At 50.9% G+C, this 12967-nt stretch carries 7 protein-coding genes; all 7 read left to right on the forward strand.

Translation table 11 applies throughout. From position 1 onward, the window contains the following. Positions 1-3 precede the first annotated feature (3 nt). The 7 genes from pglX (L5M51_RS01915) (at position 4) to L5M51_RS01945 (ending at position 12945) form a co-directional block, all read left to right on the forward strand. On the forward strand, positions 4-1935 hold the full coding sequence (gene pglX / locus L5M51_RS01915) for a BREX-1 system adenine-specific DNA-methyltransferase PglX (RefSeq protein WP_263171311.1): 1932 nt from the start codon (positions 4-6) through the stop codon (positions 1933-1935). Continuing rightward, on the forward strand, positions 1932-3299 hold the full coding sequence (locus L5M51_RS01920) for an SIR2 family protein (RefSeq protein WP_263171312.1): 1368 nt from the start codon (positions 1932-1934) through the stop codon (positions 3297-3299). The genes pglX (L5M51_RS01915) and L5M51_RS01920 overlap by 4 nt, the downstream gene beginning before the upstream one ends. Beyond that, positions 3296-5422 carry an ATP-binding protein gene (locus L5M51_RS01925; RefSeq protein ID WP_263171314.1) on the forward strand — a complete coding sequence of 709 codons (2127 nt, stop codon included), beginning with the start codon at positions 3296-3298 and terminating at the stop codon, positions 5420-5422. The genes L5M51_RS01920 and L5M51_RS01925 overlap by 4 nt, the downstream gene beginning before the upstream one ends. Next, positions 5419-7224 carry a BREX-1 system adenine-specific DNA-methyltransferase PglX gene (gene pglX / locus L5M51_RS01930; protein WP_263171316.1) on the forward strand — a complete coding sequence of 602 codons (1806 nt, stop codon included), beginning with the start codon at positions 5419-5421 and terminating at the stop codon, positions 7222-7224. Before L5M51_RS01925 ends, pglX (L5M51_RS01930) begins: the two co-directional genes overlap by 4 nt. Before the next feature lie 89 nt (positions 7225-7313). Next, complete coding sequence (gene pglZ, locus L5M51_RS01935; protein ID WP_263171318.1) at positions 7314-9998, forward strand: BREX-1 system phosphatase PglZ type A; 2685 nt, start codon at positions 7314-7316, stop codon at positions 9996-9998. A 255-nt stretch (positions 9999-10253) separates the two neighbouring features. Then, positions 10254-12332: a protease Lon-related BREX system protein BrxL gene (gene brxL / locus L5M51_RS01940; protein WP_411569241.1), complete on the forward strand. Its 2079-nt coding sequence runs from the start codon at positions 10254-10256 to the stop codon at positions 12330-12332. Between the two features lie 214 nt (positions 12333-12546). After that, positions 12547-12945 (forward strand): hypothetical protein, encoded by a 399-nt coding sequence (locus tag L5M51_RS01945; RefSeq protein WP_107947312.1) that lies wholly within the window; start codon positions 12547-12549, stop codon positions 12943-12945. Positions 12946-12967: the final 22 nt, after the last annotated feature.

Genomic DNA, 12967 nt, shown 5'->3' on the forward strand with positions numbered 1-12967 from the left:
AATATGAACACTAATAACCTTAAAAAAGTCGCGCCTCGGGCCCGCACTGCGTTTATCAAGGCCATCGTGGCGCGGGCCGGGGAGTTTGGCTTAACCGCCAAGGGCATCACAGCGCCCAGCATCAGTGGCGATGTGCTACAGGTCGGGCCATACACCCACCCTGCAAGGGTCAGTGCGCCGCTCAAGCGCTTGAGCCAGCGCATTGCCGATGAGGGCTTTAGCGCCGTGATCGAGCAGATGGCTTACACCTGGTTTAACCGTTTTTGCGCCATCCGTTTTATGGAGCTCAAAAGCGAAGAGGGCTATCTTGAGCACGGCGTGCGTATCTTATCGCACCCTAGCCAGATGCAAGGCTTTGAAGTGCTGGATCGTGCCACCGAGGTGATCGACTCGTTAATCAGCGAAGGCGTTGCCCTCGATAAGCCGGCACTGCTCGACTTGATGCTGGCCGGTAACGAGCAAGAAGCCCTGTTCCGTGAACTGCTGCTCGGCCAGTGCCACCGCTTACATGGCGCCATGCCGTTTTTGTTTGAGGCCATCGACGATGAAACCGAGCTGCTGTTGCCACTTGGCCTCACCCGTACTGATGCCTTTTGGCGCGAATTGATAGACGCCATCCCCGAGGCCGATTGGCAGCAGGTGGAGGTTATCGGCTGGCTGTATCAGTTTTATATCAGCGATAAAAAAGATGAGGTCATCGGCAAAGTCGTTAAATCCGCCGATATTCCCGCCGCCACCCAGCTGTTTACCCCCAACTGGATTGTGCAATATCTGGTGCAAAACTCCTTGGGTCGCTACTGGCTGCAAACCTACCCAGGCTCGCCCTTGGCTGGCGATATGCCCTACTATGTGGCGCCGGGCGAGCAGCCAGACGAGGTGCTTAGCGAGCTTGCCAAGTTAACGCCCACCAGCATTGAGCCCGAATCCATCACAGTGCTGGACCCAGCCTGCGGCTCCGGCCATATTCTGGTTGAGGCCTATAACATCCTTTATCGCATTTACGAAGAGCGCAGTTACCGCAGCCGCGAGATCCCCGAGCTTATCCTTACCCACAACCTCTATGGCCTCGATATTGACGACCGCGCCGCCCAGCTCGCAGGCTTTGCGCTAATGATGCGGGCCCGTCAGGATGATCGCCGGCTCTTTTCTCGTGAAATCCAGCTCAATATTTATGCTCTGCAGGAGAGCCGAGCGCTCAATATCCCTAAGCTGTGGCAGGCGCTTAACCTGAACGCCGACTGGGACAGAGGGCAGGTGCAGGATCTGTTTGCCAGTGCCCCGACAACCCTTGCAAGCAGCGATGCACGGCTAACGCTGCTTGAGGATTTGCAGCAGCGCTTTAGTGACGCAAAAACCTTAGGCTCCTTGATTGCGGTGCCAGCCGATAAAGCCGAGGCCATCGCCGAGCTGCTCACCACCCTCAAGGGCTTAAGCGAACGCGGCGATGCCATGCAAAAACCGGCGGCTAAGGCGTTGCTACCACTGCTGTTGCAGGCCAGCGTATTGGCCAAACGCTATGATGCCGTGATTGCCAACCCGCCCTATATGGGCGGCAAGGGCATGAATGCCGATTTAAAAGAGTTTGCTAAAAAGCAGTTCCCCGACAGTAAATCGGATCTGTTCGCCATCTTTATCGAGCGCAATCTCGACTTGACCACAACTGCAGGCATGGTTGCCATGATCACTATGCAAAGCTGGATGTTCCTCTCCTCGTTTGAGGCATTGCGAGCCCGTATTTTGGGGCAGCATACCATTCTTGGGATGGCTCACTTGGGGGCGCGCGGCTTTGACAGTATTGGCGGCGAGGTGGTATCGACCACCGCCTTTGTGCTGGCCCGGCCTCATCTACCCACCTATCAGGGGGCTTATTTCCGGCTGGTGGATGGCAACTCGGAGGCCGAAAAAGCGGCGATGTTTAAAGAGGCGTTGGCATGAGCGGGACACCTAAAAATTACATCAAAGTTCGCGATGATAAGCGACCGATAGAGTTTGTAACCGACGAAAACGGATTCAAACTGAGTGAGGGGCAGGAGACATCTTGGGTAAGCAATGACACTTTTACCCAGAAGGAGCTTCGTTCCCGTGTCGAGCCTTGGCTGACATCACTGTTCCAATCAGAACACCTTTCGCTGTTGGCGGGTTCTGGGTTGACGCATGCCGTGCATTATCTGGCTGCAGAAAAGGGCGCTGCCGGTATGGGGGCGCTGACATTGAGCAATCATCAGACCGCTATCACTCAAGCCGCAGAGAAGGCTGCTGTTGCTGCAGGGCGAAAGACGGGTAATCTTGAAGATCAACTGCGTGTCGCCAACGAATTGTTGCGTGGCCTGGAGATCATGCAGGACAGCAAGGCTGATGCCTTGCGCAAAGAACTTGAAGAAGGTATGAAATCCTTCGCATTGTCGATTCTGCAGAGCGAATCTGGCATTGCTACAGCAAAAGAAGCCAAGCGCGAACATGCATTCAATACCTTGGTAACATTTCTGATGAGCTTTGCCAGCCGCACCGGGGTACGCGACCGCCTTAATATTTTTACGACCAACTATGACCGCTTAATCGAGGCGGGCGCCGAACTTGCTGGGCTGCATTTGCTCGACCGGTTCTTAGGCAACCTGATGCCGATCTTCCGCTCTTCTCGGCTCGATCTGGATATGCACTACAACCCGCCCGGCATTCGAGGAGAGCCGCGTTATCTTGAGGGGGTAGCACGCTATACCAAGTTGCATGGCTCTGTAGACTGGGTACAAACGGGCCAGGATATCCGTCGAATCGGTTTGCCGTTTGGCGCCGAGAAGGTTACTCCTTACCTACAGGCTCCGGGCCTTGATGGAGTAACTGCCAATAAGTTGATGATTTATCCGAATGCAGCCAAAGACCGTGAAACCGCCGATTACCCCTATGTAGAGCTGTTTCGCGATCTGGCTGCTGCCGTGTGTCGTCCTAACAGTACCTTGGTGACCTATGGCTACAGCTTTGGCGATGAGCATATCAACCGCGTGATCCGCGACATGCTGACCATTCCCTCAACCCATCTTGTCGTTATTTCTTACGACGATCCGCTTGGGCGCATCATGAAAACCTATTACGAGATGGGTAGACCCTCGCAAATCAGCCTGTTGATTGGCCCGGCATTGGCTGATCTGGCGATACTGACCGAAAGCTACCTGCCCAAAGCCGCCATCGATAAGACCACCTTCCGCATGAGCGAATTGCTCAAACAGCGTTGGGGCACATCACAGATCGAAGATAAAAAACCACCGGAGAGTGTGACGCTATCAGCTGGAGGGCTACCGGAATGAGCCTCTCCCCATTGGCGTATGCCGACTCTTTGCGTATTGGCACCATCGACTTCGTCTCGCCAGACGAAATCAAGGTGCTGATCGATATCGAAGCCCCCGATGGTGTGGCGCTCAATACCGGTACACCACGCCCGTTCCCGCGCATCAACGGCTATGTACTGATCCCCAGCGATGAGGGATATCTGGTAGCACAAGTGGAATGGATCACCATCGAGCGTTCCCAGTACCCCAAACGTAAAGGGATGCAGGATTTTGGTCTGGTAGATTTGCCCTATCCCCTACGCAAGATGAGCTTGAACCCGCTGGGCGTATTGGCTTACGAGGGGAGGGATAAGAACGATGAAGACTCTTATCGCTTCCGGCGTGGCGTAGAGAGCTATCCTACGGTCGGTGAAGCGGTGTTGTTACCGACCCCAAGCCAGCTGCGGGCCATCGTCGAGTCGGGTGACAACCGTCGTATCAAGATAGGCACCAGCCCACTCGCAGCTAATGCCGAGGTGAGAATTGACCCAGATCGTCTGTTTGGCCGCCATTTGGCCGTATTGGGTAACACAGGCAGCGGAAAATCCTGCTCGGTAGCGGGCCTGATCCGTTGGTCTCTGGAGGCGGCGGAGAAAAAACGAGGCGCGAAACCAAACGCACGCTTTATTGTTCTTGACCCAAATGGTGAATATGCAAAAACCTTTCAAGATCTGGGAGACGTGCGTGTGTATGCGGTTGAGCCCAGTGAAGGCATTGAACAGCTGCAAGTCCCTTTATGGTTTTGGAATAGTGCTGAGTGGAGTGCGTTTACTCAAGCAAGTGAAAAAGCACAACGCCCGTTGCTGCGTAGAGCATTGCGAGAAATGCGCAGTGGCCGTGATGATTCGGATGATGGTGTATTTGCGCTCAGGCGGCGAATTAGCTCAATGCTAATCAGTTTAAAGGCACAGGTAAGAAATGGTGAAACTTATGAAGGTTGGAAATTCGGGCCAAAGCTTGCAGCATATACAACCGACTTAGAGGCGTACGGTCGAATATATTCTCAATATACAGCTCAAATCAATCAACTCTGGCAGGCTTTTCACCAGACTCTTCTCCGGCCGGGTCAGATGAATAATCGTCAGGATGGGAGTGTCCGATACTCTGATTTTCCTGCAACTTTAATTGAACCTCTTTCTAACCAATTAGCCGCTTTCTTGGATGAAATCGGTGGGCTGGTTTACCAAGATGGGCCTAACGAGGACGCGCCGCTATCCTTCGATGGTGCCCAATTTGCCGACCATCTGGAAACATTGGCTAGTCAGGAAACAAATTCACAATATTTTGATTTCTTGATTATGCGCATTCGCACAATGCTATCGGATGCGAGAATAAAAAAGATTGTGACAGGCATGGACGATATGTCCTTGGTTGACTGGCTTGAAAATCATATCGGTGAAAATCAAGCCTCCAATGGCTCGGTGACAGTGATCGACCTTTCGCTGGTGCCTGCCGAAGTGGTGCACATCATCACCGCCGTGATTGCGCGGATGACGCTCGAATCTTTGCAGCGCTATCGAAAACTAAACCACGGTAAAACGTTGCCCACCGTGCTGGTGATGGAAGAGGCGCACACCTTTATTAAGCGCTATCACGACGACGCAGAAAACCAGAACTCGGCCGTCATATGCTGTCAGGTATTCGAGAAGATCGCTCGTGAAGGCCGCAAGTTTGGGCTCGGCTTGGTGCTCTCCTCGCAGCGCCCCAGTGAGCTCTCGCCAACCGTGCTCTCCCAATGCAACAGCTATTTGCTGCACCGTATCAGCAACGACCGCGATCAGGAATTGGTGCACAAACTGGTGCCCGACAACCTGCGTGGCCTGCTGCGAGATCTCCCCTCACTACCTTCCCGTCATGCCATTCTGCTCGGCTGGGCATCCGAACTGCCGGTCTTGGTCCAGATGAATGCACTGCCTGAAAACCATAGGCCCAAATCGGATGATCCTGATTTTTGGGCTGTGTGGTCGGGCGAAGGGCTTGCTGCCAACGAGCAGGGTGAGCCGCAAGAGCGCACCGTGAATTGGAAAACAGTTGCGGATGACTGGCAGCAGCACAGCGGCGAAAACGAACAACCTAATTTAAATGAAGAGGTGGCCCAATGAGCCAGCAAGACAATCATAAAATGGCCAAACACTTTTACCGTGCTTCAACTGCAGATTTTGCCAAAATCCCGGGGAGTCCGGTGGCATATTGGGTTAGCCGTGCAGTGCTAGAACACTTTGCTAACAAAAAAAAACTAGAAGATATTTCTAAACCAAAGCAAGGAGCTACCACATCAAACAATGGAAGATTCTTACGACTTTGGCATGAAATTTCCCAAAACAAGTTCGGGATTAATTTTCAATCATTACAATCGGCATCCGAAAGTAGCAATAAGTGGTTTCCTTACAATAAAGGTGGAGATTTCCGTCGTTGGTATGGAAACCAAGAGTTCGTTATTAACTATGAGAGTGATGGGCGAGAGATTAAGGAGTTTCATGAAGAGCTGAATAAAACTAGCCCAGGTGGTCGCTTGAAAAATCAAGATTGTTATTTCAAACCATGTATAAGCTGGTCAAAAATTTCAAGTGGATCATTTGCTGTCAGATATTTCCCTCAAGGGTTCATTTTTGATGTTGCAGGGTCTGCGATTTTTTTTGACACGAATAAGTCCAACTTGTACTTCAATGGGGTACTCAACTCGACTTTCGTTAAGTATGTTCTTGGTGCTCTTTCGCCAACACTAAACTTCGAAGCAGAACATCTCTGCAAGATTCCTGTTCTTCCGGAGGAGCATACCGAGGAGCAAGTTGTTGCTTTAGTTGAAAGGTTGGTTATGTATTCAAAACGAGACTGGGATGGATATGAGGTCTCTTGGGATTTTACCAGCATGCCGATGCTATATTCCGACAATGACCGCCCCACACTGGGAATTGTCTACCAAGACCTCCGCGCTAACTGGCACGAAACCACCCTCGAAATGCATCGCCTGGAAGAGGAAAATAACCGGATCTTAATCGACGCCTATAGTCTGCAGGATGAGCTGACGCCGGAGGTGTTGCTTAGTGAAATTACCCTCACCTGCAATCCGCACTATCGCTATGGTGGCAATTTAACGGATGAAGAGCGCGAGGGGCGGCTGAAATCCGATACCATCGCCGAGCTTATTTCCTACGCCATCGGCTGCATGATGGGCCGCTATTCGCTGGATCGCGACGGGCTGGTCTACGCCCATGCAGGCAATGAAGGCTTCAAGGCGCTGGTGGAGGAGGGGGCCTATAACACCTTTGCCGCCGATGGCGACGGCATCCTGCCGCTGACCAGCGAGGCCTGGTTTGAGGATGATGTGGCCGCGCGCATTGAGGCGTTTGTCCGCACCGTCTGGGGCGCCGAGACTCTGGAAGAGAACCTTGCCTTTATCGCCGATAGTCTATGCCTCAATGCCATCAAGCCGGTGAAAAAGGGCGGCGAAACATCCCGTGAAACCCTGCGTCGTTATCTCTCGAGCCAGTTCTATAAAGACCACCTCAAGACCTACAAAAAGCGGCCGATTTACTGGCTGTTCAGCTCCGGCAAAGAGAAGGCTTTTGAGTGTTTGGTGTATCTGCACCGCTACAGCGAATCGACCCTGCCACGGATGCGCACCGAGTACGTGACCCCGCTGCTCGGCCAAATCGCCAGTCGTATTGAGCGTAAGCGCATGGAGCAAACCGAGGCCAGCACCGCGGAAGCCAAGCGCATTGGCAAAGAGATCGACAGCCTCACCAAGCAGCTCAGTGAACTGCGCGCCTTTGACGACCAGCTTAAACATCACGCCGATATGCGCATCACCCTTGATTTGGATGACGGGGTCAAGGTCAACTACGGCAAATTCGGCACCCTGCTCAGTGATGTCAAAGCCATCACCGGCGATAAGGGCGAGTGAGATTGACGCCAGTGATACAGAAATCATACAAGTCGATGATTCAGGTCTTTAACGCGTTAGCAGTTTTACAGTAAACTATTGGATTTAAAATGGATATTACCCAGTTACAAACGGGTTTAAACAAAAAATTCGAAGGCAGCCGGATTGTGTTTTGGCACGATCCTGACCAGAGCTTTACCGCGGTGCTTAACGAGCTGTCGCTGTGGCATCAAGATGCACCTGTGTGTGTGCTGAATATGGCCGAGGAGTCACAGCTGGCGGTGCGCTGCCGGATTGATTTGCCGAATGTATCGGCGTTACAGAATTCGCAGGATTTGCACCAACAGCCGTCTTCATTTTCACAGGCACAAGCACAGCCACAGGCGTTTTTGCTGTATTGGCCGAGTGCTGAGCCTGTTGCGGCCGAGGATTGGCTGCTGGATATGCGCTGCTACAGCGAGACCTTTTATGCCGATGCGGCGTCGATCATTTTAAATGAGCTTGGGCTGCATGATATGTCACTGCGGGAGCACATTGCGGCGCGGCAGAGTTTTTTTGCCAGCCAAGAGCGGCTTAAAACCTTAAAGGCCAGAGTGGATGGCCGTAGCGGCCAAGAAACGCCATTATCGCTGGACATGAAAATCATCAGCGTGCTGCTGGGGTGTAAGCCCAATTACCCAGATATGCTGATGACGCTGGGCAGCCTGATGGTGGATGAATATTCATCGGCCATTGAGAAAGAGTTGGCTCTGCTTGAAAAGCATTGTGTGCTGATAAGCTTTTGGGCACTGATGGCGGAGCATTTTGATTACCTTGGCGTGACGAATGACACGGCAACGCCAAGCCTGAATGACTTACTGCGCCGAATGCTGGTGAGCGAGTGTTATGAGCTGATGGACGGCGCACGGCCACAATGGATGAAAGGGCAACTGCTGGCTAACCCATCGGGACGCGCCAATGCCATGACTTTGCTAGGCTTATGGCGAGATTCGAGCCGCTATAGTGAGGATTACCGCCAATTGTCGGCGATGATCGCTAAGCAGTTAGAGCTGAGTAGCCGTTTAACGACCTTAGACACCTCGCAGTTGCTGGCGGTAGAAACCTTTGAAGCGGTCGAACAATGGCTTATTCGGGCGTTAGTGGAGGATTTGCAGGCGGGGGGATTGGCGTTTTCCCGTGCCGATTTTGCCATGTTACTGTCGCGCCGTCGCCAAATGTACTGGGCGCGAAGCACGCCTAAATACCGCTATTTATACCAAGCACTTAGCCATGCAGAGCAGCTGTTTGAGTTAAGACGGCGCTTTGTTGATGGCTTTCATTACCCTAGCGCTCAGGCCATGTATTTGGCCTACGAGAAAGAACTGTTTCAGTTTGATGCCTCCTATCGATTATTTAACGAGGCGGTAGATGAGTTGCAGGGACAGGCGGTGGAGATCCTTGCCAGCCTCGATGCCGCGATTGAAGACCTGTATGTGAATTGGTATTTGTACCAGCTGGGACTGTGCTGGGATGGGCTACTTGCCAAAGAGCAGCGCCTCGATCACTGGCAGTTGGGTATTCCCTCGCAGCAGCACTTTTTTGAAACCTCGGTCCGCACCCGTTTGGCGCAACCAGGGGTTCGCCGCCAGTTTGTGATTATCAGTGATGCGCTGCGCTACGAAGTGGCCCATGAGCTGCAGAGCGAGATTAATCAAGCCAAACGCTTTACGGCGCAACTTAAAAGCCAGCTGGGGGTACTGCCCAGTTACACTCAGCTTGGGATGGCAGCGTTGTTACCCCATAAGCAATTAGACTATGCAAGCGACGGTACTACGGTACTGGTGGATGGTAAAAGCAGTGCTGGGCTGGCTAATCGCGGCAGTATTTTGGCCAGCGTTGGCGGGCTGGCTATTTCGGCTAAGGATCTGCTTGGTTGGACCCGTGCTCAGGCCGTTGAAGCCGTGGGTGAGGCCAGTGTGATTTACATTTATCACGATGTGATTGATGCCATTGGCGATAAAGCGGCAACTGAACACCAAACCTTTAGCGCAGTGCGTAAAGCGATTGAGGAACTGCAAGCGCTGGTGACAAAAGTGATTAATGGTTTAGGGGTGACCCGAGTGCTGGTGACTGCCGATCATGGCTTTTTGTTCCAGCAGGCAAGCCCAGAAGCTGCAGTTAAGTCAGGCTTACTGCATGAGCCCGCTGGCACGGTTGAAGCCAAAAAACGCTATTTACTGGGGCGCAATTTGCCACAAAACGATGAGGTTTGGCATGGCCGGTTGGCACAGATTATTGGTGGCACCACTAATATGGAATGTTATCTACCGCGCGGCGTAAGCCGATTCCATTTTGTCGGTGGGGCGCGTTTTGTCCACGGTGGCGCTATGTTACAAGAAATTTGTGTGCCTATTGTTGAGGTGCAGGAGCTGCGTGGTAAAAAGTTACAGCAAAATGAAAAGCAAAAAGTGGGTGTTGTGCCTGCGCATCAACCCATTAAGTTGGTGAATGCCATTGATAAAGTTCGCTTTTTACAAACAGATGCCGTGGGTGAAAAGTTTATACCACGCAATGTGCGCTTTGGTATTGTGGATGACACAGGTTTAAACGTGTCGGCTATCGAACGGATGATGTTTGAGTCTACATCTTCAAGCCTCGATGAGCGGGTGCAGGACGTGAGACTTAAGTTAACTGGCCAGCAGTATGACCGTAAGGTGCATTATCAGTTAGTGATCACCGATGATGATGAGGGCATTGAACTTGCCCGTTACCCTGTGACCATTGACTTGGCTTTTAGTAATGATTTTGGTTTGTAAGGTCAATTAAAAACCAATCAATCACTAATATCTTATTGATATATAAAAATTAACAACAGGGCAGTTAGTGCCCGCAAGGTGAACGGCATGTCGACACTCGAAAATCACAGTCCTGACGGCGAGTTTTTAAGTAAGGCAGAACAGGCAGAGCCTGTATCTGTGACCCATGTAACCAATAATGTGGTGATCCAGCAAATGGATGTGTATCAGAGCGGCAGTGCGCTCGATGGGCAACATACATCTGATCCAGAGGCAATGCCCAGTATTGGGGCGCCGAAATCGGCAGCCGATGAAATTGCTGAACTGAATTCGGCGGATCTCGATACTCGCCTTAATCGTTTTTTTAAGGGTAAAGTGGTTCGTAAAGACCTAACCAAGCAATTAAAAGAGGGCGCTAACGTGCCAGTGTATGTGTTGGAGTACTTGCTTGGGATGTACTGCGCCTCTGACGATGATGAGGTGGTGCGCGAGGGACTGGAAAACGTTAAGAAGATCTTGGCGGAAAACTACGTGCGTCCCGACGAGGCTGAAAAGATTAAATCGCTGATCCGCGAGCGTGGTAGCTTTAAGGTGATTGATAAGGTGGGGGTAAAACTCAACCAGAAAAAGGATGTCTACGAGGCGCAGTTATCCAACCTAGGCATTAAAGATGCGGTGATCCCATCGAACATTGTTAAGCAGAATGAGAAGCTGCTGACGGGTGGGATCTGGTGCATCATCACCCTCAATTATTTTTATGAAGAAGGCCAAAAAACCTCACCGTTTTCAGTGGCTATGCTCAAGCCCATTCAAATGCCGTCCATGGATATGGAAGAGCTGTTTGCTGCTCGCGCACAATTTTCAACCGATCAGTGGCTAGATGTGCTCATTCGCTCCATAGGTATGGAACCGACCAACTTAAAGCAACGGGTTAAGTGGCATTTGCTCACGCGGATGATCCCCTTTGTTGAAAACAACTATAACGTGTGTGAGCTCGGCCCCCGTGGTACAGGTAAAAGCCATGTGTATAAGGAGTGCTCGCCCAACTCCCTGTTAGTTTCCGGCGGGCAAACCACGGTTGCCAATTTGTTTTATAACATGAGTTCTCGACAAGTCGGCTTAGTGGGCATGTGGGATGTGGTGGCCTTTGACGAGGTGGCGGGTATCACTTTTAAAGATAAAGACGGCGTGCAAATCATGAAGGATTACATGGCGTCGGGATCGTTTTCTCGGGGACGTGATTCGATTGAAGCGAAAGCGTCGATGGTGTTTGTTGGTAACATCAATCAGAGCGTCGAAACTCTGGTCAAGACCAGCCATCTACTGGCACCGTTCCCCGAGGCGATGATCGATACCGCCTTCTTTGACCGTTTTCATGCCTATATCCCTGGCTGGGATATTCCCAAGATGCGGCCGGAATTTTTCACTAACAGCTATGGCCTGATCACCGATTACCTTGCTGAATATATGCGCGAGATGCGTAAACGTAGTTTTTCTGATGCCATTGATCGCTATTTTAAGTTAGGTAATAACTTGAACCAGCGCGATGTGATTGCCGTGCGTCGTACTGTGTCTGGATTATTGAAGCTGCTGCATCCCCATGGTGTATTTGATAAAGAAGATGTGCGCCGTTGTTTGACCTACGCACTGGAGCTACGTCGGCGTATCAAGGAGCAGCTCAAGAAACTCGGCGGGATGGAGTTTTTTGATGTGCATTTTAGTTACCTTGATAATCAGACTCTCGAAGAGTTTTTTGTCAATGTACCGGAGCAGGGCGGCAGCCAGTTGATCCCCGAAGGGTTGGGTAAACCTGGTGTAGTGCATATGGTGACGAAAGGGGGCACGGGTCAACTGGGGCTTTATCGTTTTGAAACTCAAATGACGCCAGGTAATGGCAGGCACTCAACCTCAGGCCTTGGCTCAAATACGCCTGCAAAGGAAGCCATTCGGGTAGGGTTTGATTACTTTAAAGGTAACCTGAATCGGATCAGCGCTACCGCCAAGTTTTCAGAACATGAATACCATCTTCATGTCGTAGAGCTTCACAACTCAGGCCCAAGTACTAAAACTAGCCTGGCTGCGCTGGTGGCATTTTGTTCCATCTTGATGAGCAAACCTGTGCAGGAGCAAATGGTGGTTCTTGGGGACATGACGCTCGGTGGTGTGGTCAATCCGGTAGAAGATCTGGCAGGCAGTTTACAGTTAGCCATGGACAGCGGCGGCAAGCGAGTATTACTGCCCATGGCGTCTGCCTCGGATATTCCAACCGTACCGGCGGAGATCTTCTCCAAGTTTCAAATCAGCTTTTATGCCGATCCTGTAGATGCGGTATATAAAGCACTGGGAGTGAATTAGCCATTTGAGGTGATGCCGACCAGATAAGACAGATAATCTTTAGGTTCTTATACCTCAGATTGTCAAACTAGGCCTGGGGTCTGTCATGTTTAAAAGATCTTCATTGGCTTCGTCTATCGCGTTAACAAGAGAGCTCAGTTTAGGCTAATGGTCCTGCGATGTTGGCAAATCTGGTTGGTTGAATAGAACGTTAAAAGTTTCAAAAGGAGTATTAATGGAATTATCGACCTTTTCTGATTTACAAGTTGCGCTTGATCATTTTAATAATGACTATCCTAGACCACATGGTAAAGTTGAATTGACCGATCTCTTGGATATATCTGTCGAAAAGAATGCAACTTGGCCTAGTAACGAAAGCCCTGGAGTGTATATTTTTTTGAATAGAGAGAAAAAGCTCACTTATATTGGTAAGGCTTCGTTTGGTAACTGCATTGGTGCTAGATTAAATTCAAGATTTTACACAACCTGGGTCCCCAAAAAATCTGAGTCTGAAGGTTGTGTGTATATCACGACGATTCCTCTACCCAGAGAGTTTGCATTTGAAGCTCCAGCAATAGAGGAATACTTGCTTGGGGCATTAAGAACTAGGTCTAATCATATCGGAAGTCGTTAACTAAATCACATGCAGTGGGACT

The sequence above is a fragment of the Shewanella sp. SM73 genome (assembly GCF_025653795.1).
Classification (GTDB): domain Bacteria; phylum Pseudomonadota; class Gammaproteobacteria; order Enterobacterales; family Shewanellaceae; genus Shewanella; species Shewanella oncorhynchi.

Excerpts from the sequence above, each read along its gene's own strand:
- pglX (WP_263171311.1), top strand. The coding sequence starts at position 4 with ATGAACACTAATAACCTTAAAAAAGTCGCGCCTCGGGCCCGCACTGCG.
- L5M51_RS01920 (WP_263171312.1), top strand. The coding sequence starts at position 1,932 with ATGAGCGGGACACCTAAAAATTACATCAAAGTTCGCGATGATAAGCGA.
- L5M51_RS01925 (WP_263171314.1), top strand. The coding sequence starts at position 3,296 with ATGAGCCTCTCCCCATTGGCGTATGCCGACTCTTTGCGTATTGGCACC.
- pglX (WP_263171316.1), top strand. The coding sequence starts at position 5,419 with ATGAGCCAGCAAGACAATCATAAAATGGCCAAACACTTTTACCGTGCT.
- pglZ (WP_263171318.1), top strand. The coding sequence starts at position 7,314 with ATGGATATTACCCAGTTACAAACGGGTTTAAACAAAAAATTCGAAGGC.
- brxL (WP_411569241.1), top strand. The coding sequence starts at position 10,254 with ATGCCCAGTATTGGGGCGCCGAAATCGGCAGCCGATGAAATTGCTGAA.
- L5M51_RS01945 (WP_107947312.1), top strand. The coding sequence starts at position 12,547 with ATGGAATTATCGACCTTTTCTGATTTACAAGTTGCGCTTGATCATTTT.